The following is a 24454-nucleotide window of genomic DNA, read 5'->3' on the forward strand; positions in this document are numbered from 1 at the left end:
GTGGTCGTCACGATGTGTCTACTCAGCCTCATGCCTTCGTCGGCTCACGCAGCCGACGAGCTCGGCGTCAGCCGGGACGGCCGAACCTGGGCCGACCATCTCGACGGTTCGCTGTTCGACTCGCGGCTGCTGTGGGTGCCGGGCGACGTGCGCACGGCGGCGTTCTACGTGCGCAACCAGGCAGACGACTCGGGCACGTTGACGATCAGCGTCGAGAGTCGTGACCCCGACAGGCTGCTGCGCGACGACGACCTGCGCATCGAGACCCGCGTGGGGGATCAAGGATGGGTCGCCCTCGAGCAGAGGGACGGGGCCTACCGGTGGGAGCACAGCGCGCTTCCGGCCGGCGACTCCCGCAGGGTGCAGGTGCGGGCCAGCTTCGATCCGGCCTCCGCCAACGACAGCCAGCGTGACCACGTCGGGTTCCGCTTCATGGTGACCCTGGCGGATGCGGATGCCGGCGCAGGGCCTGGTGACGACGGTGGTGACGGCTTGCCGGGCGCAGGGCTGCCGGACACCGGCGCGCCCGCTGTGGGCTGGACGCTCGTGGTGGCAGGGATCGCGATCGGCACGGGGCTGGCGCTGATGAAGCGTGGAAGGCGAGGGGAGACAGGTCATGGCACGGCACGCTGAGGGCAGGAGGTCGAGGACGCGGGGGGCTTCCGGGAACGGCAAGGTGCGGGCGTTGTTGAGCCTGGGGCTCTTGGTGGGGTTCGGGTCGATCGGCACGTACGCCTATTGGAGCGACACCGCCGTGGTCTCCGGGGGACCGATCACCTCGGGCGCGATGGACCTGCAGTTCGACACCACCGGTGCCGTCGGCACGGGAGCGAACTACGCGAAGACGGCAATCACGTGGAGCAACCTCGCTCCCGGGGAGCGCAAGGCCTTCGACCTCAGCGTCAAGAACGTTGGGAACCCGCCGTTCACCTACGTCGCGACCGCGACTCGTGGTGTCTCGCCCACCTGGACGTTCTCCGGAACCCCGATCACGGTGCAGGTGTACTCCGGCACGGCCGTCGCGGACACCACCTACCCGCAGCAGGACACCTGCACGGGCGCGTCGCTGGGCACTGCCCAGGCCGTCGACGCCACCAACAAGTCGGTCATCACCACCGCACAGGAGATCCCCGCGGGCGGCACCCAGGGGCTGTGCATCGTCGTGGGCCTCGACCAGGCGGCAGACAACCTCAACCAGGGCAAGACCGGTTCGATCGCGCTGACCTTCACCGCGAGCCAGAAGACGTCATGAGCGCGCGTACGACGTGGGCCGGCCGGTTGCGTGAGGGTGCGCTGTGGCTCGGCGCCGGCCTGGGAGTGCTCTGCCTCGTGCTGGGTGCACTGGCCCTGGTCCTCGACGTGCGACCGCTGGTCTTCAAGTCCGGGTCGATGTCGCCCGGGATCGAGTCCGGTGCCCTGGGGCTGGCGCGTGACGTACCCGCGTCGGAGCTCGAGGTCGGTGACGTGGTCAGCGTCATGAGTGGCCGCAACGTGCGCATCACCCACCGCATCGTCTCCATCGACCGCACCGAGGACGGCACCGTCCTCCACCTGAAGGGCGACGCCAACGCTGCGCCCGACGCCGAGGCGTATCCCGTCGACTCCGCCTACCGGGTCTTCGCCGACGTGCCGTGGGCCGGTCACGTCGTCAACGCGGCCAGTACGCCGTGGGGCCTGCTGGTGTGCGGCGGGTTCGTGACGTTCCTGCTGGTCTCGGCGTTCGGCCGGGGCCGGCGCGAGAAGGACGACGGCGACAGCGACGGCGCAGGGGACGGGGGCGGTACTCGCATCGGTGGTGTGCGCAAGAAACCGCGGAGATCCGTGCGCAGGGCGACACGAAGGGCCGCGGCTGTGAGCACGACCGGCATGCTCGTCGCCGGGGGAGTCTGCCTGGCCCCGATCAGCACCATGGCGACCTTCTCCGACACGGCCGTCGTGACGGGCGGTTCACTCACCGCGTTGACAGTTCCGGCACCGACAGCACCGGTCTGCACCCCAGGGGTCAACGCCACAGTCTCGTGGACCTCGGCCGGCCCGAACTACAGCTACTACGTGACGGCCACCCGGGTGAGCGATGGAGCCGTCGCCTACTCGGGTTTCCAGACGAGCACCAGCATCACCTTCACCACCGGGTTGCTCGGCAATTTGCTCAGCACCAACTTCGTGGCCCGCATCCGTGCCGTGCCCACCGGGACCAACGCGTGGCTCTCCAGCGGCTCGATCACCTCGAACTTCCGCACGCGCACCCTCGGTCTCGGTACGGACTGCGGTCACTTCTGATGCGCAGAGGGTCCGTCACAGCAGGGCGGAGACGATCTCGGCTGCACTCCGTCGCGTGGCCGCCGCATGTCCCGAGCCGGCCCACAGGGCCATCGCCTGTGGGTCGCCGGCCGACGCGGCCGCCGTACGGATCGGTTTCGTGAGGTGGTGCACGTTCGGGTACGCCGAGGGGGCGTGGCCGTCGTGGGCGCGGACGAAGTCGTTGACCAGCGCCCGCGCGAAACGACCACTGAATGCGCGGGTGACCGTGGCCGAGGTGAACGCGCCGGACGTCAACGCGTCCTGGTGCGCGGCCGGTGCCTTGCTCTCCTCCGCGGCGAGGAACAGCGTGCCCACGGCGACAGACTCGGCGCCGGCATCGAGGAGTGCGCGCACGGCGGCCGGTCCGTCGACGCCACCGGCCGCGATCACGGGTAGTCCCGACGCATCGACCGCCGCAGCGGTGACCTCGAGGGCGGACATTTCGTTGGGCCGGTCGGAGAGGTGCCACGTGCCGCGGTGACCGCCCGCCTCGCACCCCTGCGCGACCACGAAGTCGGCGCCCAGCCCGGTCGCCTGCTGCGCCTCGTGGGCCGAGGTGACGGTGAACCCGACCGTCGTGCCGACCTCCTGCAACCGGAAGACAGTGGCGGGCGGAACGGGCCCGAACGTGAAGGTGACGACGTCGACCGGGTGGGCAACCAGCCACGCGACCTTGCCCTCGAACGTGTCGTCGTCGAACGACGGGTCGCCCGGTGTGACGCCGTACCTGCCCGCGGTCTCGGCCACCTCGGCCCGGTAGGCGTCCAGGCGGGAGCCGAGCTCCAGCGAGCGGTCGGTCTGCGGCGTGAAGAGGTTGATCGCCACCGGCGCGTCGGTGAGTGAGCGGTATACCGTCACCTCGTCGGCCATCGCGTCGACCGACAGGTAGCCGGCGGCGAGGAAGCCCAGGCCACCGGCCTCGGACACGGCTGCCGCGAGGGCCGGTGTGCTGGCGCCGGCCATCGGCGCGCTGATGATCGGGTTCGGTCGCTCGAGGAAGCTCACCCGATCGAGGTTAGCCCGAGCAGGTCGATGATCTTCACGGCCGTGTCACTCGGTGACGACCCGACGTTCTCCACGACCGAGTGGGGAAAGTCCAGGGGGAAGTCGCCCTCCGTGTTGAACCGGTGCTTCTCGTGCATCTCCTGGTTGTGCGCGGTCGCCCAGTCCACATCGGTCTTGTACCTCTTGTGGCGCAGGCGGTTCTCGGTGCCCTCGCGGGCGAGGCAGATCTCGAGGGGAGCCACCAGCTCGACGAAGTCGACCCGCTCCCCGGCGTCGACGACCGGCGCGACCAGGTCGGCCACACCGCTGGTGTCCTCGTCGAGGTCCAGCGCCAGGACCAGCGTGAAGATCAGTCCCGGAAGCCCGGCCACCACCGACTCCTTGATGACGTCCGCGCGCAGCTGGCGGGTGAGCCGGTTGAACGACGGGGTGCCGAAGTCGAAGACGTCGAGCACCGGCTCGATCGACATGTGGTTGTGGAACAGCTTGTAGCCGGTGCGTCGCGCGAGTTCCTGGCCGACGGTCATCTTGCCGGCGGCCGGGGGACCGAAGAGTACGACGAGGTGCATGGCGCCACGGTGTCAGCAGCCGGTCCGGCGGGCAACGGGATTTACCGGCTCACCAGGGGAGATCGCCCTCCTGCCCGGTGAACGTGCCGGTCGGGCCGTCCGTGCCGATGCTCGCCATCCGTACGACGGGAACTGCCCCCGTCTCGACCGACTGCACACCGTTGTGGCCGTTGAGGTCGGTGGCTGTGTAGCCCGGGTCGACGGCGTTGATCTTCAACCAGGGCAGGGACTTGGCGTACATCGTGGTGATCATGTTCAGTGCGCTCTTCGACGACGGGTAGACCAGGCCATAGAGGGTCGACTCGAGCCGGCCCGAGTCGGTGGTGACGCCGAACGACCCCATGCCGCTGGACACGTTGACGATCCGCGGGTTGGCGGAGTCGCGAAGCAGAGGCAGGAACGCGTGCGTCATCCGGACCGGCCCGAGCACGTTCACGCCATAGACGGGGATGAAGTCCGTCGGGACGGTCTCACCCGGTGCGGCCAGGGCCCCGGCGATGCCCGCGTTGTTGACCAGGACGTCGAGGCCGCCGTCCTCGGTGATCGTGGCGACCGCCGCCTCGACCGACTGGTCCGAGGTGACGTCGACGACCAGCAGTCGTACGTCGCCGAGCGGTGCGAGCTCGGCGACGGCCTTCGCTCCGAGCTCTTCGTCGCGTGCGCCGAGCCAGACCTGCCAGCCGAGGCCGAGCAGCTGACGCACCGTCTCGAAGCCGATGCCCTTGTTGGCGCCGGTGACCAGCGCCCTTGTCGTGGTGTGTCCAGGTGTGTCGTGTTCAGTGGTCATGCGGCAACCGTGCGCGCGACGGCGGACGGGCTCCAGTGCCTGACGAGCCTGGGACGCGCAGTCCTACCTTCACGGGGTGTCTCCCGGACCGTCGTGAGCGAGACTGGTCAGGTGAACCGTCCCGAGATCGCCCGGCTGCTCAGACAGGCGCGTTCGCGGATCAGCCCCGACGACGTGGGCATGCCCTCCGGCGAACGCCGGAGGGTGCCGGGACTGCGACGCGAAGAGGTGGCCGCCCTGGCAGGAGTCAGCGTCGACTACGTCGTACGCCTCGAGCAGGCACGTGGTCCGCACCCGTCGCCCGGGGTGCTCTCCGCGCTGGCCCGGGCGCTTCGGCTCAACGACGACGCCCGGGCAGAGCTGTTCGAGCTGGCCGACGTGCGCCTGCCGCGCACGGACACGATCGACCTGCACGTGCGCCCCAGCATCCAGCGCCTGCTCGACCGGCTCAACGACCTGCCGGTCATCGTGATGAGCGCCAAGGGTGACTTCCTGGCGTGGAACTCCATGGCGTCGGCGCTCCTCGGTGACTGGACCCGGCTGCCCGTGCGAGAGCGCAACATCGTGTGGCAGCGGTTCCTGGGCGAGCAGGGACGCGTCGCCAACACCCCGGAGGAGGCGGCGCAGAGTGCCGGACAGTCGGTGGGCAGCCTGCGCGCCGCCGCCGCGAAGTATCCCCACGACGCCGGGCTGCGCGACCTGATCGACAGGTTGCGTGAGGCCAGTGCCGACTTCCGGCGGCTCTGGACCGAGACCGACGTCGCCCCCTGGCGCAGCCACACCAAGACGATCCGGCATCCGGAGGTCGGCGACCTCACCCTCGAGTGCGACTCCATGGTGCTGCCCGACACCGACCAGTCGGTCATCGTGTATTCGGCCGAGCCCGGGTCGGAGGCGGCCGAGAAGCTCGACCTGTTGCGGGTCATCGGCATGCAGTTCTCGGGTCAGTCGCGAGGCTGACCCGACCCACTCCTACGATGCGCACATGCCTTTCCCCACCATCGGCGTGTTCGCCCTCCAGGGCGACGTGCGCGAGCACCTGCGCATCCTCTCCGACCTCGGCGCCGAGGCGATCGCCGTACGCCGACCGGTGGAGCTCGACCGTTGCGACGGGTTCGTCATCCCCGGCGGCGAGTCGACCACGATGTACAAGCTGGCCCGCACGTTCGACCTGTTCGAGCCGTTGCAGGAGCGGATCCGTGGCGGCATGCCGACCTTCGGCACCTGCGCCGGCATGATCATGCTGGCCGACCGGGTCGAGGGCGGCACCGCCGACCAGGAGACCCTGGGCGGCCTCGACATCACCGTGCGTCGCAACGCGTTCGGTCGCCAGGTCGACTCGTTCGAGGGCCAGTTGGAGTTTGACGGGTTCGCCGACAAGGTGCACGCCGTGTTCATCCGGGCCCCGTGGGTCGAGCAGGTCGGTGAGGACGTCGAGGTCCTTGCCCGCGTCGAGGGCGGTGAGGCAGCGGGTAGGATCGTCGCCGTTCGCGAACGGAACGTGATGGCGACGTCGTTCCATCCTGAAGTGGGCAAGGACGACCGCATCCACCGCTACTTCGTGGATCTCGTCACGACGTCACAGCGCTGAAGCAACGGAAGAGGATCTCGCATGTCCGGCCACTCCAAATGGGCGACCACGAAGCACAAGAAGGCCGCCATCGACGCCAAGCGCGGCAAGCTCTTCGCCAAGCTGATCAAGAACATCGAGATCGCCGCGAAGATGGGTGGCCCCGACCCCTCCGGCAACCCGACCCTCTTCGACGCCATCCAGAAGGCGAAGAAGCAGTCGGTGCCGAACAAGAACATCGACTCCGCGGTCAAGCGCGGCGGCGGGCTCGAGGGTGGCGCGGTCGACTACGAGACCATCATGTACGAGGTCTACGGACCCCAGGGCGTCGCGATCCTGGTGGAGTGCCTCACCGACAACCGCAACCGTGCCGCCATGGAGGTCCGCACCGCGGTCACCCGCAACGGCGGCACGCTGGCCGACCCGGGCTCCGTCTCGCGGCTCTTCGACCGCAAGGGCGTCGTCGTGGTGCCCAAGGTGCAGGAAGCGCGTGAGGTCGGCGAGGACGACGTGCTCGAGGCCACCCTCGACGCCGGTGCCGACGACGTGAACGACCTCGGCGAAGCCTTCCAGGTGCTGTCCGAGGCCGGCGACGTCGTCGGCGTCCGTACGGCGCTCCAGACCGCGAGCCTCGACTACGACTCGGCGGACGTCGAGTTCGTGGCCAGCCTCGAGATCCCGGTCGACAAGGACGCCGCGGTCAAGGTCTTCAAGCTGGTCGACGCCCTGGAGGACCTCGACGACGTGCAGAACGTCTTCAGCAACGTCGACGTCCCCGACTCGGTGCTCGCCGAGCTCGAAGAGTCCGACGACTGATCCCGTGAACCGGGGGAGACCGCTGGCGTGGCTGGCGGCACTGGCATCAGTGGTCGGGCTGCTCGCAGCCTGTGGCAACGAGTCGGACACGGACGCGAACCCGGCCGGGCAGGTCCAGGTCGACCGCGCCGAACCTGACAGCGACCTGCCGGACTCGCCGTTCGGCAGGCTCCTGTCCTGGTCGGCACCCACGGCCGACCGGGTCTGGGCGGTGACCACGGCCGAGAAGACCTGCGCCTCGTGCGCCGCCCTGTGGTCGTACGCGCCCGGGTCGACGCGTGGATGGAAGCGGGTGCACACCTTCGCCGAGCCGGCCGAGGCCGGGCAGGACGACGGATACGGCCCGTTCCCTCCGGTGAGCGCCACGTCGCTGGTGATGGCCCCCGACGGACTCCACGGCTGGTTCCGCTGGGACACCGACGGCATCCTCGCCACCGAGGACGGCGGCCGGTCCTGGCGCCACCTGCCGTCGCCCCAGGACCCCGACGAGCGGGCCACCGGCGAGATAGCGGTCCACGAGGACCACCTCTACCTCGTCTTGCTCGCCCAGTGTGAGAGTGACGAGTGCCCGAACACGGTGTGGCGGACCGGCCTCGGCGAGAGCGAATGGACCGAGGTCACACCCGAGGGTTCCGAGGGCATCTTCGAGCTCAGCGCCAGTGACGCCGGCCTGTGGGCCGAGGACCTGGGGACCGGAGCCGTGCACACGAGCCGCGACGGTGCGGACTGGGAAAGGACTCCGCTCGGGAGGTTCGGCGGGCTGTGCCTGCCGGCCGACGGGACCCCCGACGTGCTGGCCGCCGCATGCCAGACCAGCGACCAGGGGGAGCCGGGTGGGGAGGTCGAGGTGAGTGAGGACCGTGGCCGGACCTGGCGCACGATCCACAGCACGCCGCGCAACGTCGAGGCCGTCGTGGCCGGCCCGAAGGGTCACTTCCTCGTGCTCGCCGGCGGTCAGGGAGTGCTCATCTCGGACGGGACGACCTCGAAGGTGCCGTCGACGGGAGGTCTCCACGAGTGGAGTGGCCGCTTCATCGACGAGCAGACGATCTATCTGGGTGGGCCGAGGGGTCTCTTCGCCACCCGCGACGGCGGCCGGACCTGGGACAACCTCATCAGCAAGAAGCGCGTCGGCTGAATCGCACGGCTCGGGGTGTCGCGCCGATCAGGCCGGTGGCCGGTTGCTACGTTGTGTCCGAACAGGTGTTCGGACGACATGAAGGACTCACGATGCGCGTGCTCGGGATCGACCCCGGCCTGACCCGCTGCGGCATGGGCGTGGTCGACGGTGACGTGGGGCGCCCGCTGACCATGGTCGACGTCAACGTGCTGCGCACGTCGTCGTCCGAGCCGGTGCCGATCCGGCTGGTCACGATCGAGAAGGGCATCGACGCCTGGATCGACGAGTACGCACCCGACGCGGTGGCCATCGAGCGGGTCTTCGCCCGCTCCGACGTGAGCACCGTCATGGGCACCGCCCAGGCCAGCGGCATCGCGATGGTCTGCGCGGCCCGACGAGGCATCCCGGTCGCGCTCCACACGCCCAGCGAGGTCAAGGCAGCAGTCTCCGGCAGTGGCCGGGCCGACAAGGCCCAGGTCGGCGCCATGGTCACCCGCATCCTCCGGCTGGCCGCGCCGCCGAAGCCGGCCGATGCGGCTGACGCGCTGGCGCTGGCCATCACCCACATCTGGCGCGGTGGCGCCCAGTCGCGGATCGAGGCCGCGCTGCTCAAGGCAGGCAAGCAACGTTGATCGGGAGAGCTCTGTGATCGCATTCGTCCGTGGCACCGTCGCCGCAGTCACCCTCAACACGGCCGTCGTCGAGGTGGGTGGCGTCGGCCTTCAGGTGATGTGCACGCCCAACACGCTCGCCACCCTGCGCACGGGCGAGCAGGCGACCCTGCCGACCAGCATGGTCGTGAGGGAGGACTCCCTGACCTTGTTCGGCTTCCTCGACGACGACGAGAAGTCGTGCTTCGAGCTGCTCCAGACCGCCAGCGGAGTCGGGCCCAAGCTGGCCCAGGCGATGCTTGCCGTGCTCACCCCCGACGACCTGCGACAGGCGGTCGCGAACGAGGACGTCAAGACGCTGACCAAGGTGCCCGGCATCGGCCAGAAGGGCGCCCAGCGCATCATCCTCGAGCTGCGTGACCGGCTCGGTCCGGCCATCGGTGCGGGGCAGGCCACCCGCACCGGACTCGCCGCCAGCGGTGCCGCCTGGCGTGACCAGGTCCGCGAAGGTCTTGTCGGACTCGGCTGGTCGGCCAAGGAGGCCGACAAGGCCGTCGACTCCGTCGAGCCGGACGCCGGCCCGACCCCTGACGTCGGCGCACTGCTCCGGGCCGCCCTCCAGACGCTGCGCAAGGCCTGAGCATGGACCAGTTCAGTGCCGCCGAGGAAGCCGAGATCGCCCGGCTCACCTCCGCCGACGCCACCGGCGACGAGCGCGCCATCGAGGCCGCACTGCGCCCCAAGTCTCTCGACGAGGTGATCGGCCAGCAGCGGGTCCGAGAGCAGCTCGGCCTCGTGCTCGACGCCGCCAAGGCGCGCGGACGTGCCCCCGACCACGTGCTCCTCTCCGGTCCTCCCGGGCTCGGCAAGACCACCCTGGCGATGATCATCGCCGCCGAGATGTCGGTGCCGTTGCGGCTGACCAGCGGCCCGGCGATCACCCACGCCGGCGACCTGGCGGCGATCATCTCGGGGCTCAACGAGGGCGACGTGCTGTTCGTCGACGAGATCCACCGCATGTCGCGCGCCGCCGAAGAGATGCTCTACATGGCCATGGAGGACTTCCGGGTCGACGTCATCATCGGCAAGGGACCGGGCGCGACGGCGATCCCGCTCGAGATCCCACCGTTCACCCTGGTCGGCGCCACCACCCGGGCCGGACTGCTGCCCGGCCCGCTGCGCGACCGGTTCGGCTTCACCGCCCACCTCGAGTTCTACGAGCCCGAAGACCTCGACCTGATCGTGCACCGCTCCGCCGGCCTGCTCGACGTACCCCTCACCGAGGAGGGCTCGGCCGAGATCGCCGGCCGGTCCCGGGGCACGCCGCGCATCGCCAACCGGCTGCTGCGACGGGTCCGCGACTATGCCCAGGTGCGCGCCGACGGGGTGGTCACGATCGACGTGGCGCAGCAGGCCCTCGAGCTCTACGAGGTCGACGCCTCCGGGCTCGACCGGCTCGACCGCGGCGTCCTCGACGTGCTCTGCCGGCGGTTCGGCGGGGGACCGGTGGGGCTCTCGACGCTGGCCGTCGCCGTGGGCGAGGAGCGCGAGACCGTCGAAGAGGTGGCCGAGCCGTTCCTGGTGCGCAACGGCCTGCTGGCCCGCACTCCGCGGGGGCGAATCGCCACCCCGGCGGCCTGGCAGCACCTCGGACTCACCCCGCCCACTCAGGGGGTCGTGGACTCGACTCTCTTCGAAGACTGATCGCCGGTTAGACTTCGGGCGATCAAGCCCAGACTGTCAACGCCTCGAGAGGTCGGATCCACTTGAAGGACCTGCTGTCCTTGCTGCCCATCATCGGCATCTTCCTGATCTTCTGGTTGCTGGTGATCCGGCCCGCGTCGCGTCGCCAGAAGGAGATGCAGTCCGTCCAGCGCAGCCTGGAGGTCGGTGACGACGTGATCACCAACAGCGGCATCTTCGGAACCATCCGCTCCATCGACGACGACAAGATCGGGCTCGAGGTCGCGACCGGCGTCGTCCTGACGGTCGCGCGTGCGGCCATCGTCGGCCTGCCCCGCGACGACAACGACGACGCTCCCGTCGTCGGGGACGCCGACGACTCGACGGACGACTCCGCCGTGACGGACGAGGCCGACTCGACCGGCGAGGTCGACTCGACCGGCGAGGCCGAGGAGTCCCGCGCCCCCGAGCAGGAGAAGTAGGCCTTGTCGCACCCCGGCGTCGACGTCGCGGAGGCGTTGACCCGCCTGGTCCGTGACGTCCCCGACTATCCCGAGCCCGGCGTCCTGTTCAAGGACATCACTCCGCTGCTCGCCGACCACGCGGCCTTCACCGCGGTGGTCGAGGCCCTCGCCGACGCCGGCCGCGACGACGACGGCAACGTGGTGGTCGACAAGGTGGTCGGCATGGAAGCGCGCGGGTTCATCCTCGCCGCGCCGGTCGCGCTGGCCCTCGGTGTCGGCTTCGTCCCGGTCCGCAAGGCCGGCAAGCTGCCGCGTGAGACCCACGCCGTCTCCTACGCCCTCGAGTACGCCGAGGCGACGCTCGAGGTGCACGCCGACGCGGTCGCCCCCGGTGAACGCGTCCTGCTCGTCGACGACGTGCTGGCCACCGGAGGCACCGTGGCCGCGACCCGCCAGCTGATCGACCAGTGCGGCGGTGTCTCCCACGCCGTCGCCGTACTCCTGGAACTGACTTTCCTGCCCGGACGCGAGACCATCGGCGACCTGCCGCTGCTCGCGCTGGGGCAGGTCTGAACCGCACCCCCACGAAAGACCGAGGAACGCAGCCGTGACGTCTGACCACTTCGCCACCTGGAAGAGCCGTGAGGCCCTCGCCGAAGAGATGATCCCGATGATCGGGCGCCTCTACCGCGAGCGTGACGTGACCGTGCTGGTGCACAGCCGCTCACTGGTCAACAAGTCGGTGATCAGCATCCTCAAGACGCACCGCTACGTGCGCCAGATCGAGGGCCGCGAGCTCGCGATCGAGGACACCTTCCCGATCCTGAAGGCGCTCACCACGCTCGATCTCGGTCCCTGCCGCGTCGACATCGGCCGGCTCGCCGTCTCGTACGCCGAGGACTCCCAGGGCCTCACCGTCGAGGAGTTCACCGCCAAGGCCGTCGAGGGCGCCACCGGCGAGAACAAGCTGGTCCAGGAGGGCCCGCGTGACGTGGTGCTCTACGGCTTCGGTCGCATCGGTCGCCTGCTGGCCCGCCTGCTGGTCGAGAAGTCCGGTTCGGGCAACGGCCTGCGCCTGCGTGCGGTCGTCGTACGCAAGGGCGGCGAGGACGACCTCAAGAAGCGCGCCTCCCTGCTGCGTCGCGACTCGATCCACGGCCAGTTCAACGGCTCGATCCACATCGACGCCGACAACAACACGATCTGCGCCAACGGCAACACTATCAAGGTGATCTACGCCAACGACCCGACGGAGATCGACTACACCGACTACGGCATCGACAACGCCGTCCTCATCGACAACACCGGCAAGTGGCGCGACCGTGAGGGCCTCTCCAAGCACCTGCGTCCCGGCGTCTCGAAGGTCGTGCTCACCGCGCCCGGCAAGGGCGACGTGAAGAACATCGTCCACGGCGTCAACCACCTGACGCTGCGCGAGGACGACAACATCCTGTCCTGCGCCTCCTGCACCACCAATGCCATCGTTCCGGCCCTCAAGGCGATCAACGACGAGTACGGCGTCGTGCACGGGCACGTCGAGACCGTGCACTCGTTCACCAACGACCAGAACCTGCTCGACAACTACCACAAGGGCAACCGCCGCGGCCGGTCCGCGCCGCTGAACATGGTGCTCACCGAGACCGGTGCCGCCTCGGCCGTCGCGAAGGCGCTGCCCGAGCTGACCGGTCACATCTCCGGCTCCTCGATCCGCGTCCCCACCCCCGACGTGTCGATGGCGATCCTGAACCTGACGATGGACAAGGAGACGACGCGCGAGGAGATGCTCGAGTACCTCCGCCACACGTCGCTGCACTCCACGATGAAGCGGCAGATCGACTTCGTCGCCTCGCCCGACTCGGTGTCCACCGACTTCGTCGGCTCCCGCGCGGCCTGCATCATCGACGCCAACGCGCTGATCGTGAACGGCAAGCACGTGGTGCTCTACGCCTGGTACGACAACGAGTTCGGCTACAGCTGCCAGGTGGTCCGCGTCGTCCAGCACGTCACCGGCGTCGAGTACCCGCTCTTCCCGCAGGACTGACGAGATCATCGACCATCGGCCTCTAGACTGGTCGAATGACTGAGGAGACGCCCGTCGAGCCTGCCGTGCCGACGCGCGCCTCCGAGCCGATCGGGTCCCAGACCGGGCGCCGCATGCGCGCCCGGCTGGCCCGGATCGGGTCCCGCCCGCCGGTCGGGAACCCCGTCCTCGAGCCCCTGTTCCGCTCGGTCAAGGCCAACCACCCGAAGGCCGACCTGGCCCTCCTCGAACGCGCCTACCTGATCGCCGAGAAGCAGCACGGCACCCAGATGCGCAAGAGCGGTGACCCCTACATCACCCACCCGCTCGCGGTCACCACGATCCTGGCCGACATCGGCATGACCGAGCCGACCCTGGTCGCTGCGCTCCTGCACGACACCGTCGAGGACACGCCGTACAGCCTCGACGAGCTGCGCTCCGACTTCGGCGACGAGGTCGCCCAGCTGGTCGACGGCGTCACCAAGCTCGACAAGGTGCAGTACGGCGACTCCGCCCAGGCCGAGACGATCCGCAAGATGATCGTGGCGATGTCGCGCGACATCCGGGTGCTCGTGATCAAGCTGGCCGACCGGCTGCACAACATGCGGACCCTGCGCTACGTCAAGCAGGAGACCCAGGAACGCAAGGCCCGCGAGACTCTCGACATCTACGCGCCCCTGGCCCACCGCCTGGGCATGAACACCATCAAGTGGGAGCTCGAGGACCTCGCGTTCGCCACCCTGCACCCCAAGATCTACGACGAGATCGTGCGCATGGTGGCCGAGCGGGCGCCCTCACGCGACCAGTTCCTCGCCGAGGTGATCGCCGGCGTCGAGGAGGACCTGAAGGAGTCCAAGCTCAGCGCGCGGGTCTCCGGACGCCCCAAGCACTACTACTCGATCTACCAGAAGATGATCGTGGGAGGTCGTGACTTCTCCGACATCTACGACCTGGTGGGCATCCGGGTGCTGGTCGACGACGACCGCGACTGCTACACGGCGCTCGGTGCGATCCATGCGCGATGGAACCCTGTGCTGGGGCGGTTCAAGGACTACATCGCGATGCCGAAGTTCAACATGTACCAGTCACTGCACACCACGGTGATCGGTCCGCAGGGCAAGCCGGTCGAGATCCAGATCCGCACCTTCGCGATGCACCGTCGCGCCGAGTACGGCGTCGCGGCGCACTGGAAGTACAAGGAAGACGGTCGCAACGGCGTCGACACCGATCGTCGTGCCGAGGGCGACGACATGACCTGGGTGCGCCAGTTGCTCGACTGGCAGCACGACGTGGAGGACCCGGGGGAGTTCCTGGAGTCCCTGCGCTTCGAGATCAACCGCACCGAGGTCTACGTCTTCACCCCGCGTGGCGACGTGATCGCCCTTCCCGCCGGGGCCACACCCGTCGACTTCGCGTACGCCGTGCACACCGAGGTCGGGCACCACACCATCGGGGCCCGGGTCAACGGCCGGTTGGTGCCGCTGGAGTCGACGCTCGACAACGGCGACGTGATCGAGGTCTTCACCTCCAAGGCGCCGAACGCGGGCCCATCGCGCGACTGGCTGAACTTCGTGCGCTCGCCCCGGGCGCGTTCCAAGATCCGCCACTGGTTCACCAAGGAGCGGCGCGAGGAGGCGATCGAGCACGGCAAGGAGCAGATCGCCAAGCTGATGCGCAAGGAGGGGCTGCCGCTCAAGAGGCTGCTCTCCCACGAGTCGCTCATGCTGGTCGCGGGCCAGCTGAAGCTCCCCGACGTGACTGCGCTCTACGCTGCCGTGGGAGAGGGCAATCTCGGTGCGCAAACCGTCGTACGCCGGGTCATCGACCTGCACGGCGGCGACCAGGGCGCTGCAGAGGACCTCGCCGAGGGCGTCACGATCACGGGCCGCCGCGGCCGCAGCCGGCTCACCCACGGGACCGACGCGGGCGTCGTGGTCAAGGGCGCCGACGGCCTCTGGGTGAAGCTGGCCAAGTGCTGCACCCCGGTGCCACCCGACGACATCCTCGGCTTCGTGACCAAGGGTGGGGGAGTCTCGGTGCACCGCTCCGACTGCACGAACGCCGCCAGCCTGAAGGCCCAGCCCGAGCGGCTGGTCGAGGTCATCTGGGAGCCGACCACGAAGTCGACGTACCTGGTCAACATCCAGGTCGAGGCGCTCGACCGGGCCCGCCTGCTCTCCGACATCACGATGGCGCTGTCCGACGTGCACGTGAACATCCTCAGCGCCTCGCTGACCACCACCCGCGACCGCGTCGCGAAGAGCAAGTTCTCCTTCGAGATGGCCGATGCCATGCACCTCGACTCGGTGCTGCGTGCCGTCCGCTCGGTGCCGGGAGTCTTCGACGCCTATCGCATCACCCAGTGAGCCGGGCGCACTCGGGAGCGCCGAACCGGTCCTGGGCGCACGCCTGCCTCGCCGGCTGCCTCGCCTTCTGGGCGTTCGACGCCCTGGCGGTGCTCCTGTCCGCCGACGACTACTCCGCCCGGCGGGACCTGGTCTCGTCCCTGGCCGGCCGGGGCTCGTCCGTCGGCTGGCTCGGCGAGCTGGCGATCGCGGCGTACGTCGTGGGGCACACCTCGGCGTGCGTGCTGATGCTGCGCGCGTGGCGCACCAAGGTGGCCGGTGCGTTCGTCGGGCAGGGCGCCTTCCTGATGGCCGGCATCCTGCTCTTCCGCGGCAACTGCCCGCAGGGCGAGGCCGGGTGCGGTCGCGGCGCGAACCACGTGGTCGACCTCGGCACCACCTTGCACTCGGTCTTCGGCAACCTCTACCTCTGGACCATGCTTATCGGCCTGCTGGTCGCCGCGGTCTCGGCGATCCGGGAGCGCGGTGTCCACCGGATCAGCGCCCTGCTGGCGATCCCCACCTGGCTGCTCTCGACGTACGCCGCCAGCCGCTGGCTCGCGCAGGGCGGGCACTCCGACGGCCTGTGGGAGCGGGTCTGGCTCGGCTCGCACGCGGCCTGGTTCCTGGTCATCGCCGTCGTGGTGCTGGCACGCCGTCGTACAGACGCCCACGCCCCCGCCTGACGTCCTGCGGCCCGGCCGCCGGAGCGACCTCGACGCAGGCCGTCGCGCGAGAGGTCAGTCAGCCGGAGAAGTCCTGGGCGGCCTTGCGGGCCATGTCGAGGAACGCCCGCCGTGAGGCGAGGTTCTCCTCGAGGTCCTTGACCAGCTTGTCGTTCCCGTCGGAGCGTGCCTTGTCGAGGTCGGCGGAGATCTCGTCGATCGCGGACTCGAGCTTGCCGATCATGTCGTCGGCGCGCGCCGACTTCTCGGGGTCGGACTTCTTCCACTGCTCGTCCTCGACGCCGCGGATCGCCGTCTCGACCTTGCGGATACGGGCCTCGAGCGGCTTGATCTTGTCGCGGGGCACCTTGCCCGCGGCGTCCCACTTGTCGGCGATGTCGCGGAAGGCGCGCTTGGCGGCCTCGACGTCGGTGACCGGCAGCAGGGCCTCGGCCTCGACGAGCAGGGCCTCCTTGACCTCGGCGTTGGCGGCGAACTCCTTGTCGAGCTCGGCGTTGGCGGCGTCGCGGGCACCGAAGAAGGCGTCCTGGGCGCCGCGGAAGCGCTTCCAGAGCGCCTCGTCGACGTCGCGGGGCGCCGGGCCGGCGGCCTTCCAGTCACGCATCAGGTCGCGGAACCTGCCGGCGGTCGGGCCCCACTCGGTGGAGTCGGCCAAGGACTCGGCCTCGGTGGCGAGTTTCTCCTTGACCCCACGGGCGGCGTCACGCTTCTCGTGCTGCTCGGCGAAGTGGGACTTGCGGCGACGGGTGTACGCCGTACGCGCGGACGAGAAGCGGCGCCAGAGGCTGTCGTCGGTGGAGCGGTCGAGGCGGGGGAGCGCCTTCCACTCCTCCAGGAGGTCGCGGAGCCGGTTGGCGCCGTTGCGCCAGTCGTTGGACTCGGCGAGCTTCTCGGCCTCGGCGACGATGGCGTCTTTGCGTTCCTTCGACTCGGCCACCTTGGCCGCACGCTCGGCCTTGCGGGCCTCGCGCTGGGAGGCGATCACCGGGCCCAGGCTGTCGAGCCGGGCGGCGAGGGAGTCGAGGTCACCGACCGCATGTGCGTCGGCCACCTGGGCTCGCACCGTCTTCACCGAGCCCGCGGCCTCGTCGGGCGACATCGCACCCCCGCGCACCCGCTTCTCGAGGAGTTCGACCTCGAAGGCCAGTGCGTCGAACCGGTCGGTGAAGAACTTCAGGGCCTCCTCCGGCGTGCCCTCCGGGTACTGCCCGACGGACCTTTCACCCTCGGACGTACGGACGAATACGGTGCCGTCGTCGGCTACCCGACCCCATGGTGACTCCTGCTGCGCGCTCATGGTCGCCCATCGTAGTCAAAGCTCCGGGGGGCATCGGTAGGCTGACACCCACATTGCCACCGGATCGTGACTCCCGGACGGCTCCTCATCCCCAGCAACGAAGGAATCCTGACGTGTTCATTGCCGGCTTCCCCGCTGGCCAGCTGGCTGCGAACTGCTACTTCGTCGGTGCCGAGGCCGGCGGCGAGTGCGTGATCATCGACCCGGGCCAGGACTCCGCCGAGGGCGTCGACCGACTCGTCGAGGAGCACTCCCTCAAGCCCGCCGCGGTCCTGGTCACCCACGGTCACTTCGACCACATGTGGCAGGCGCAGGTCGTGGCCGACAAGTACGACGCCCCGCTGTGGATCGGCGCCGCCGACCGCCACCTGCTCAAGGACCCGATGGCGGCCATCTCGGGCCAGTCCGCGGCGATGCTGCGTGCCCAGTTCGGCATGAACGACCTGCCCGACTTCCGCGAGCCGGGCAAGGTCCACGAGGCGGTCGAGGGGTCGGTCATCGAGATCGAGGGACTCACGGTCGTGGTCGACCACGCTCCCGGCCACACCCCGGGCACCGTGCTCTACCGCATGGAGTACGCCGGTCCCGAGGACATCTCCCAGGTGATGTTCTCCGGCGACTTCCTCTTCCAGGGGTCGATCGGACGCACCGACCTCGTGGGCGGCGACCACTCCGAGATGCTCGAGAGCCTGCGCAGCAAGGTGTTGCCGCTCGCGGACAACATCGTGGTGCTGCCGGGCCACGGCGAGCAGACCTCCATCGGTCGCGAGCGCGCCACCAACCCCTTCCTCCTCGAGCTGCAGGACGACGCATGAGCCGCACCACTCCCAAGCCGATGAGCGGCTTCCCCGAGTTCCTCCCGGCGCAGCGCGAGGTCGAGCGCCAGGTCATCGACACCCTGTCGCGCACCTTCGAGCTGCACGGGTTCGCCAACGTCGAGACGCGGGCCGTCGAGCCGATGGACCAGCTGCTCCGCAAGGGCGACACCTCCAAGGAGGTCTACGTCCTGCGTCGGCTCAACGAGGAGTCCGACGAGGGACACGCCGGCATCGGCCTGCACTTCGACCTGACCGTGCCGTTCGCGCGCTACGTGCTCGAGAACGCCGGCAAGCTCGAGTTCCCCTTCCGTCGCTACCAGATCCAGAAGGTCTGGCGCGGGGAGCGTCCCCAGGACGGCCGCTTCCGCGAGTTCGTCCAGGCCGACATCGACGTCGTCGGACAGGGCGAGCTGCCGTTCCACCACGACGTCGAGGTGACCCGGGTGATGCTGCAGGCCCTCGGGCGGCTCGCCGACCCGGGCTCCATCGGCCTGCCCGGGTTCACGCTGCAGGTCAACAACCGCAAGCTGATCCAGGGTTTCTACCAGGGGCTCGGCGTCACCGACGTCGACGAGGCCATGCGCCTCATCGACAAGCTCGACAAGATGCCGGCCGACGTGATCCGCAAGCTCCTGCGTGACGAGGCCGGCCTGACCGACGAACAGGCCGACCAGTGCCTGGCCCTGGCCGCGATCAGCACTGACGACGACTCGTTCGTCGGGCAGGTGCGTGCTCTCGGCGTCAGCAACGACCTGCTCGACGAGGGGCTGGCCGAGCTGGCCGAGCTGGTCCGGGCCTGCGCCGGGGTGGCCACCGACCGCGTGCGGATCCGGGCCGAGCTCAAGATCGCCCGCGGTCTCGACTACTACACCGGCACCGTCTTCGAGACCCGTCTCGACGGCTACGAGAACCTCGGCTCGATCTGCTCCGGCGGGCGCTACGACTCGCTGGCCAGTGACGGGCGTACGACGTACCCGGGCGTCGGCATCTCCCTCGGCGTGAGCCGGGTGCTGGTGCCCCTGGTCAACAAGGGCCTCGTGGTCGCCGACCGCTCGGTGCCCAGCGTCGTCCTGGTCGCACTGCCCGACGAGGAGTCGCGCGCGGCGAGCGACGCGATCGCCGACCAGCTGCGCGCCAACGACGTCCCCTGCGAGGTCGCGGCCAGTCCGCAGAAGTTCGGCAAGCAGATCAGGTACGCCGAGCGCCGTGGCATCCCCTACGTCTGGTTCACCGACCGCGAGGGCGGCCACCAGGTCAAGGACATCCGGTCCGGCGACCAGGTGCCGGCGGACCCGTCGACCTGGGTCCCGCCGACAAACGATTTGAAGCCGACGATCGTCCACACCGACAATCAGTAGAGCAACACCCATCAACCACGCGTGGTTCGACGGTCGCAGAACGACCTCGACCACAGGAGCTAGGAGCATCACCCGTGATCCGCACCCATGACGCCGGCGCACTGCGCGCCGAGCACGTCGGTCAGACCGTCACCCTCGCTGGTTGGGTGGCCCGACGGCGCGATCACGGGGGCGTGGCCTTCATCGACCTGCGTGAGGCCAGCGGCGTCGTACAGGTGGTGATCCGCGACGAGGCCGTGGCGCACAGCCTGCGCAGCGAGTTCTGCCTCAAGGTGACCGGTGAGGTGGTGGCCCGCAAGGAGGGCAACCAGAACCCCAACCTCGCCACCGGCGAGATCGAGGTCGTGGTGAGCGACCTCGAGGTGCTCAGCGCCGCCGCACCCCTGCCGTTCCCGATCGACGACGCCGGCTCCAGCAAGGGCGGCGACGTGGGGGAGGAGGCGCGCCTCAAGCACCGCTACCTCGACCTGCGCCGCAGCGGCCCGGCGGCCGCACTTCGCCTGCGCAGCAAGGTGAACAAGGCCGCCCGCGACGTCCTCGACAACCACGAGTTCGTCGAGATCGAGACCCCCACGCTGACCCGGTCGACTCCCGAGGGCGCCCGCGACTTCCTGGTGCCGGCCCGCCTCCGCCCGGGCAGCTGGTACGCCCTGCCGCAGAGCCCGCAGCTGTTCAAGCAGCTGCTGATGGTGGCCGGCATGGAGCGCTACTACCAGATCGCCCGCTGCTACCGCGACGAGGACTTCCGCGCCGACCGCCAGCCCGAGTTCACCCAGCTCGACATCGAGATGAGCTTCGTCGACCAGGACGACGTGATCGCCCTGATGGAAGACATCCTCGCCGCGATGTGGGGACTCGTCGGCCAGGAGATCCCGCGACCCATCCCGCGCATGACCTACGCCGAGGCGATGGCCAAGTACGGCTCCGACAAGCCCGACCTGCGCATGGGCAACGAGCTGGTGGAGTGCGCCGACTACTTCAAGGACACCCCGTTCCGGGTGTTCCAGGCCGACTACGTCGGCGCCGTGGTCATGCCCGGCGGTGCGAGCCAGCCCCGCAAGCAGCTCGACGCCTGGCAGGAGTGGGCCAAGCAGCGCGGCGCCAAGGGCCTGGCCTACCTCTTGATCAAGGAGGACGGCGAGATCACCGGCCCGGTGGCAAAGAACATCTCCGACTCCGAGCGCGAGGGCATCGCCGCCCACGTGGGCGCCAAGCCGGGGGACTGCGTCTTCTTCGCTGCCGGGGCGGCCAAGCCGAGCCGGGCACTGCTCGGCGCGGCGCGTCTCGAGATCGGACGCAGGTGCGACCTGATCGACGAGGACGCCTTCGCATTCACCTGGGTGATCGACGCCCCGCTGTTCGAGCCGAGCTCCGACGCCGTCGCCAGTGGTGACGTCGCGGTGGGGGCCGGCGCCTGGACGGCCGTGCACCACGCGTTCACCAGCCCCAAGGACGAGTTCCTCGACACCTTCGACACCGACCCCGGCCCGGCGCTGGCCTACGCCTACGACATCGTGTGCAACGGCAACGAGCTCGGTGGCGGCTCGATCCGAATCCACCGTGGTGACATCCAGAAGCGCGTCTTCAAGGTGATGGGCATCGACGAGGACGAGGCCCAGGAGAAGTTCGGCTTCCTGCTCGACGCGTTCAAGTACGGCGCACCGCCGCACGGCGGCATCGCGGTCGGCATGGACCGCATCGTGGCGCTCCTCGCCGGTACCGACTCGATCCGCGACGTCATCGCGTTCCCGAAGTCCGGTGGCGGTTTCGACCCGCTCACCGAGGCCCCGGCACCCATCACCGCGGAGCAGCGCAAGGAAGCCGGCGTGGACGCCAAGCCCGTGAAGGATGTCCCGGCCGACGCCTGATCGGCGTGAAGCCGTCCGGCCTACGGGCCGGACGGCAGCAGTGGTTCTCGAGACCAGATCGTTACCGCTCAGTGACCACCGTCACCCCCTGAGTCCCTTAAAGTTGCGGACGCGGTGCCACCCGGCGCCGCAGATCCCGACTGGGTGACAGGCGGTTTCGGTGTGAAGGGAACGGTATGACTCTGCCGGTGGCGGAACTCTCCACGGAGGACCCGATTGGCCCGGTGGGCGAAGGCGAACGCAAGAAGATCGCCGGACGTTCCCCCACTCGCATTGCGATCGACCGACTGCGCAAGGACCCGATCGCCGTCGTCTGCTTCGCGTTCGTCCTGCTGTTCGTGATCATCGCGGTCTTCGCCGGTCAGATCACCGACCTGCTCGGTGTCTCGACCGAGACCGTGCGGGCCAGCACCCGCATCGACCTCGTCACGCTGATGCCGTTGAAGGGCCCGCCCAACCACGGCTTCGACCCGGAGCACCCGTTCGGCGTCGCGCCCGGTTCGGGCACCGACAACCTCGCCGTCTGGATCGAGGGTTGCCGCACGTCGATGTACCTCGCGTCCGTCTCGGCGATCCTCTCCACGATCATCGGCGTGACCCTGGGCCTGCTGGCCGGCTTCCTCGGCGGCATCTTCGACACGGTCATCTCGTTCATGACCGACCTGTTCCTCTGCTTCCCCTTCCTCCTGGCCGCACTTGCGGTCGCGCCGATCATCAACGAGCGCTTCGCCACCGACACCGAGAAGCTCAAGTTCGTCAGCTTCTACGCGCTGGTGGCGATCCTGGTGTTCTTCGGCTGGATGGGTGTGGCCCGACTCGTGCGCGGCGAGGTGCTCTCCCTGCGCGAACGCGAGTTCGTCAAGGCAGCGCGCGTGATCGGTGTGCCCACGCACCGCATCCTCATCCGCGAGATGCTGCCGAACCTGATCGCCCCGATCGTGGTCTCGTTCTCCCTCGGACTGCCGGCGTACGTCTCCGCCGAAGCCGGGCTGTCGTTCCTCGGTATCGGCGTCTTCGGGCGCGAGTCGTGGGGCCGCTCGATCGCGGCAGCCACGAAGTACTGGGAGGAATACCCCCTGTTCCTGCTCGAACCCGTGATCGGGATCGCCGTCCTGGTGGTTGCCCTCAACCTCCTCGGTGACGCGATCCGTGACGCGTTCGACCCGAAGACACGACGCTGAGTCGTGAAGACGTCGGCCACGCCCAAGCGTGCCAACGAAACAAACAGAGAAAGGCTGGACAGATGAAGCGCAATAAGGCGTTGTTCGCCGGCGTGAGCGCGATGACCCTCGTGCTCGGGCTTGCCGCCTGTGGCGGCAGTGACGATGAAGGAAGCAAGGATTCCTTCAACGAGGGAGGTACGGCGGCCGGTGGCAAGAACGCCTCGGCAGTCGGGCCCGCTCCTGCTCTCGAGGGCGCCAAGCCCGGTGGCGAGATGACCGTCCTCGCTCCGGACCCGGACGACGGCCCCACCAGCCTTGACCCTGCAGGCCTGTGGTCGGTGACCGACAACGGCATCGCCCAGGACCTCCTGTTCCGGTCGTTGACCACGTTCCGCCAGAACGGCAAGGGCGGCTACGAGCTCGTTCCCGACCTCGCCACCGACCTGGGCACGCCCAGCGAGGACTTCAAGACCTGGACGTTCACGCTCAAGGACGGCATCAAGTGGGAGAACGGCAAGCCCGTCACCGCTGAGGAGGTCGCCTTCGGCATCAAGCGCTCCTTCGACGGCGACACCTTCGCCACCGGCCCCGGCACGTCCTACTCCAAGCCCTTCTTCGAGGGTGGCGAGGACTACAACGGCCCCTACGCCAAGGGTGCCCCGGCTGACTTCCCGGGCGTCGAGGTCGACGGCAACAAGATCGTCCTCCACATGGCCAAGCCGTTCCCCGAGATGGACTTCTACTCCATCTTCCCGGCCATCGGTCCGGTCCCGCTCGACGCGCCGGCCGCCGACTACGGCCTCAAGCCGCTGTCCACCGGCCCGTACAAGATCGAGAAGTACACCCCCAACCAGGAGCTCATCCTGGTCAAGAACGAGAACTGGGACGCCAAGACCGACCCGGCCCGTCGCCAGCTGCTCGACAAGTACACCTTCAAGTTCGGTGTCGACCCGACGGTCGCCGGCAAGACGGTGCTCAGCGACTCCGGCAAGAACACGGTCGTGACCGCACTCGAGTCGCCGACGTACAGCCAGGCACGCAAGGACGGCAAGGAAGCGCAGACCCCGATCGGTCCGCAGCCCTGCACCAGCTTCGTGATGCCGAACTACACCAAGGTCAAGGAGCTCGAGGTCCGTCAGGCTCTCGCCTACGCCTACGACTACCAGAACGTCTGGGCCGCCGGTGGCGAGATCCCGGGTGTCACCCGCGCCAACGGTGTCAGCAACCCCGACCTCGGCTTCAACCTGCTGCCCCCCGGCATGGTCGGTCGCAAGGTCTGGAACGGCCCCGAGGGCCAGCCGGCCATCACGTTCGACCCGGCAAAGTCCAAGGAGCTCCTCAAGGCAGCCGGCTACGAGCCCGGTCAGTACGAAGTCTCCTTCGTCTACGACGCCACCACCCCTCAGGGTGAGGCCGCCGCCGAGCAGCGCAAGAACGGCTACGAGGAGTCCGGCTTCAAGGTGAAGATGTACCCCTACACCGCGGGCAGCCTCTACGACGTCTGGACCAACCCGGACAGCAAGCTGTACAAGAAGATCAACCTTCTCGGTACGGCCTGGTGCCAGGACTGGCCGTCGTCGGCGACGTTCCTCCCGCCGATCGTCAAGACGGGTGCTGCCTACAACACGGGCGCCTTCTCGGAGAAGGCGATCGACGACGAGATGGACGCCATCAGCGCGATGCCCCAGGACGAGCAGGCAGCGGCATGGGGTGAGCTCGAGCAGAAGGTCATGAACGAGTACCAGCCCGTGATCAACACCGGCTTCTACAACACCATCTACGGCGTCGGAAGCAACGTTGCTGGCTTCAACAACGACATCTCCGTCGGTGGAGCGCCGGACTACCGCACGATGTCCATCAAGTGAGTGCATTCGCACTGATCTGATCGTGCACTGAAAACGCACAACCCTCCGGGCCGGGCGAGGCACGCCTCGTCCGGCCCGGAGGCCGCGATCACTTCCTGAGAGGCCCCC

The 24454-nt window shown here is 68.9% G+C and carries 24 protein-coding genes; 20 read left to right on the forward strand and 4 right to left on the reverse strand.

The features are described 5' to 3' along the window. Positions 1-30 precede the first annotated feature (30 nt). From ASH02_RS10710 to ASH02_RS10720, 3 genes are read left to right on the forward strand one after another with little or no spacing between them, the layout of a single operon-like run. Complete coding sequence (locus tag ASH02_RS10710; RefSeq protein WP_156393506.1) at positions 31-633, forward strand: hypothetical protein; 603 nt, start codon at positions 31-33, stop codon at positions 631-633. Between the two features lie 55 nt (positions 634-688). Continuing rightward, the gene (locus ASH02_RS10715) at positions 689-1252 is read left to right on the forward strand and encodes a SipW-dependent-type signal peptide-containing protein (RefSeq protein WP_162262584.1); all 564 of its coding nucleotides are present in this window, start codon (positions 689-691) and stop codon (positions 1250-1252) included. Beyond that, the gene (locus tag ASH02_RS10720; protein WP_082620855.1) at positions 1249-2280 is read left to right on the forward strand and encodes a signal peptidase I; all 1032 of its coding nucleotides are present in this window, start codon (positions 1249-1251) and stop codon (positions 2278-2280) included. Before ASH02_RS10715 ends, ASH02_RS10720 begins: the two co-directional genes overlap by 4 nt. A 15-nt stretch (positions 2281-2295) precedes the next feature. Here the strand turns inward: ASH02_RS10720 and ASH02_RS10725 are convergent, their stop codons facing one another. Genes ASH02_RS10725 through ASH02_RS10735 form a run of 3 tightly spaced genes read right to left on the reverse strand, consistent with a single transcriptional unit; the run spans position 2296 to position 4662 of the window. Then, positions 2296-3306: a nitronate monooxygenase gene (locus tag ASH02_RS10725; RefSeq protein ID WP_200959119.1), complete on the reverse strand. Its 1011-nt coding sequence runs from the start codon at positions 3304-3306 to the stop codon at positions 2296-2298. Continuing rightward, positions 3303-3875, reverse strand: a complete 573-nt coding sequence (locus ASH02_RS10730) for an AAA family ATPase (protein ID WP_057294724.1) — start codon at positions 3873-3875, stop codon at positions 3303-3305. The genes ASH02_RS10725 and ASH02_RS10730 overlap by 4 nt, the downstream gene beginning before the upstream one ends. Positions 3876-3924: 49 nt before the next feature. After that, positions 3925-4662, reverse strand: a complete 738-nt coding sequence (locus ASH02_RS10735) for an SDR family NAD(P)-dependent oxidoreductase (RefSeq protein ID WP_057294725.1) — start codon at positions 4660-4662, stop codon at positions 3925-3927. Between the two features lie 111 nt (positions 4663-4773). Between ASH02_RS10735 and ASH02_RS10740 the strand changes: the two genes are divergently transcribed. The 12 genes from ASH02_RS10740 to ASH02_RS10795 all read left to right on the forward strand — a co-directional run bounded on the left by ASH02_RS10740 (position 4774) and on the right by ASH02_RS10795 (position 15977). Beyond that, a complete protein-coding gene (locus ASH02_RS10740) occupies positions 4774-5622 on the forward strand; it encodes a helix-turn-helix transcriptional regulator (RefSeq protein ID WP_057294726.1) in 849 nt (282 codons plus the stop codon). 25 nt (positions 5623-5647) lie between these two features. After that, positions 5648-6253 (forward strand): pyridoxal 5'-phosphate synthase glutaminase subunit PdxT, encoded by a 606-nt coding sequence (gene pdxT / locus ASH02_RS10745; protein ID WP_056677409.1) that lies wholly within the window; start codon positions 5648-5650, stop codon positions 6251-6253. A gap of 21 nt (positions 6254-6274) precedes the next feature. Beyond that, positions 6275-7048: a YebC/PmpR family DNA-binding transcriptional regulator gene (locus ASH02_RS10750; protein WP_056677412.1), complete on the forward strand. Its 774-nt coding sequence runs from the start codon at positions 6275-6277 to the stop codon at positions 7046-7048. Positions 7049-7052: 4 nt separating this feature from the next. After that, positions 7053-8186 carry a sialidase family protein gene (locus ASH02_RS10755; RefSeq protein ID WP_156409749.1) on the forward strand — a complete coding sequence of 378 codons (1134 nt, stop codon included), beginning with the start codon at positions 7053-7055 and terminating at the stop codon, positions 8184-8186. A gap of 92 nt (positions 8187-8278) precedes the next feature. Continuing rightward, positions 8279-8800 (forward strand): crossover junction endodeoxyribonuclease RuvC, encoded by a 522-nt coding sequence (gene ruvC, locus ASH02_RS10760; protein WP_056677418.1) that lies wholly within the window; start codon positions 8279-8281, stop codon positions 8798-8800. A gap of 13 nt (positions 8801-8813) precedes the next feature. Then, on the forward strand, positions 8814-9419 hold the full coding sequence (ruvA, locus tag ASH02_RS10765) for a Holliday junction branch migration protein RuvA (RefSeq protein WP_056677421.1): 606 nt from the start codon (positions 8814-8816) through the stop codon (positions 9417-9419). A gap of 2 nt (positions 9420-9421) precedes the next feature. Continuing rightward, complete coding sequence (ruvB, locus tag ASH02_RS10770) at positions 9422-10483, forward strand: Holliday junction branch migration DNA helicase RuvB (RefSeq protein WP_056677424.1); 1062 nt, start codon at positions 9422-9424, stop codon at positions 10481-10483. A 62-nt stretch (positions 10484-10545) separates the two neighbouring features. Beyond that, the gene (yajC, locus tag ASH02_RS10775; protein WP_056677427.1) at positions 10546-10944 is read left to right on the forward strand and encodes a preprotein translocase subunit YajC; all 399 of its coding nucleotides are present in this window, start codon (positions 10546-10548) and stop codon (positions 10942-10944) included. Between the two features lie 3 nt (positions 10945-10947). Then, positions 10948-11499, forward strand: coding sequence for an adenine phosphoribosyltransferase (locus ASH02_RS10780; RefSeq protein WP_056677429.1), 552 nt, complete (start codon positions 10948-10950; stop codon positions 11497-11499). 34 nt (positions 11500-11533) lie between these two features. Beyond that, positions 11534-12967 carry a glyceraldehyde-3-phosphate dehydrogenase gene (locus ASH02_RS10785; RefSeq protein WP_082620856.1) on the forward strand — a complete coding sequence of 478 codons (1434 nt, stop codon included), beginning with the start codon at positions 11534-11536 and terminating at the stop codon, positions 12965-12967. A gap of 113 nt (positions 12968-13080) precedes the next feature. Next, the gene (locus ASH02_RS10790) at positions 13081-15312 is read left to right on the forward strand and encodes a RelA/SpoT family protein (RefSeq protein WP_057294799.1); all 2232 of its coding nucleotides are present in this window, start codon (positions 13081-13083) and stop codon (positions 15310-15312) included. Next, a complete protein-coding gene (locus ASH02_RS10795) occupies positions 15309-15977 on the forward strand; it encodes a DUF998 domain-containing protein (protein WP_057294728.1) in 669 nt (222 codons plus the stop codon). The genes ASH02_RS10790 and ASH02_RS10795 overlap by 4 nt, the downstream gene beginning before the upstream one ends. Before the next feature lie 58 nt (positions 15978-16035). On the opposite strand, the gene ASH02_RS10800 is transcribed toward ASH02_RS10795, so the two are convergent. Beyond that, positions 16036-17274, reverse strand: a complete 1239-nt coding sequence (locus tag ASH02_RS10800) for a DUF349 domain-containing protein (protein WP_057294729.1) — start codon at positions 17272-17274, stop codon at positions 16036-16038. A 113-nt stretch (positions 17275-17387) separates the two neighbouring features. On the opposite strand from ASH02_RS10800, the gene ASH02_RS10805 reads away from it, so the two are divergent. The 5 genes from ASH02_RS10805 (at position 17388) to ASH02_RS10825 (ending at position 24346) form a co-directional block, all read left to right on the forward strand. Beyond that, positions 17388-18089 (forward strand): MBL fold metallo-hydrolase, encoded by a 702-nt coding sequence (locus ASH02_RS10805; protein WP_056677440.1) that lies wholly within the window; start codon positions 17388-17390, stop codon positions 18087-18089. Beyond that, positions 18086-19450 carry a histidine--tRNA ligase gene (hisS, locus tag ASH02_RS10810; RefSeq protein WP_057294730.1) on the forward strand — a complete coding sequence of 455 codons (1365 nt, stop codon included), beginning with the start codon at positions 18086-18088 and terminating at the stop codon, positions 19448-19450. Before ASH02_RS10805 ends, hisS begins: the two co-directional genes overlap by 4 nt. Before the next feature lie 74 nt (positions 19451-19524). Then, the gene (gene aspS, locus ASH02_RS10815) at positions 19525-21318 is read left to right on the forward strand and encodes an aspartate--tRNA ligase (RefSeq protein ID WP_057294731.1); all 1794 of its coding nucleotides are present in this window, start codon (positions 19525-19527) and stop codon (positions 21316-21318) included. Positions 21319-21494: 176 nt separating this feature from the next. Beyond that, positions 21495-22499, forward strand: a complete 1005-nt coding sequence (locus ASH02_RS10820; protein ID WP_156409750.1) for an ABC transporter permease — start codon at positions 21495-21497, stop codon at positions 22497-22499. A gap of 62 nt (positions 22500-22561) precedes the next feature. Beyond that, entirely contained in the window at positions 22562-24346 is a 1785-nt protein-coding gene (locus ASH02_RS10825; protein ID WP_082620858.1) for an ABC transporter substrate-binding protein, read from the forward strand. Positions 24347-24454: the final 108 nt, after the last annotated feature.

It is taken from the genome of Nocardioides sp. Soil796 (assembly GCF_001429525.1).
Classification (GTDB): domain Bacteria; phylum Actinomycetota; class Actinomycetes; order Propionibacteriales; family Nocardioidaceae; genus Nocardioides.

Bases quoted from the DNA above. Each gene is read 5' to 3' on its own strand.
- ASH02_RS10710 (WP_156393506.1), top strand. From the start codon at position 31: ATGCCTTCGTCGGCTCACGCAGCCGACGAGCTCGGCGTCAGCCGGGAC.
- ASH02_RS10720 (WP_082620855.1), top strand. From the start codon at position 1,249: ATGAGCGCGCGTACGACGTGGGCCGGCCGGTTGCGTGAGGGTGCGCTG.
- ASH02_RS10730 (WP_057294724.1), bottom strand. From the start codon at position 3,875: ATGCACCTCGTCGTACTCTTCGGTCCCCCGGCCGCCGGCAAGATGACC.
- ASH02_RS10735 (WP_057294725.1), bottom strand. From the start codon at position 4,662: ATGACCACTGAACACGACACACCTGGACACACCACGACAAGGGCGCTG.
- pdxT (WP_056677409.1), top strand. From the start codon at position 5,648: ATGCCTTTCCCCACCATCGGCGTGTTCGCCCTCCAGGGCGACGTGCGC.
- ASH02_RS10750 (WP_056677412.1), top strand. From the start codon at position 6,275: ATGTCCGGCCACTCCAAATGGGCGACCACGAAGCACAAGAAGGCCGCC.
- ruvC (WP_056677418.1), top strand. From the start codon at position 8,279: ATGCGCGTGCTCGGGATCGACCCCGGCCTGACCCGCTGCGGCATGGGC.
- ruvB (WP_056677424.1), top strand. From the start codon at position 9,422: ATGGACCAGTTCAGTGCCGCCGAGGAAGCCGAGATCGCCCGGCTCACC.
- ASH02_RS10790 (WP_057294799.1), top strand. From the start codon at position 13,081: ATGCGCGCCCGGCTGGCCCGGATCGGGTCCCGCCCGCCGGTCGGGAAC.
- ASH02_RS10800 (WP_057294729.1), bottom strand. From the start codon at position 17,274: ATGAGCGCGCAGCAGGAGTCACCATGGGGTCGGGTAGCCGACGACGGC.
- hisS (WP_057294730.1), top strand. From the start codon at position 18,086: ATGAGCCGCACCACTCCCAAGCCGATGAGCGGCTTCCCCGAGTTCCTC.
- ASH02_RS10820 (WP_156409750.1), top strand. From the start codon at position 21,495: ATGACTCTGCCGGTGGCGGAACTCTCCACGGAGGACCCGATTGGCCCG.
- ASH02_RS10825 (WP_082620858.1), top strand. From the start codon at position 22,562: ATGAAGCGCAATAAGGCGTTGTTCGCCGGCGTGAGCGCGATGACCCTC.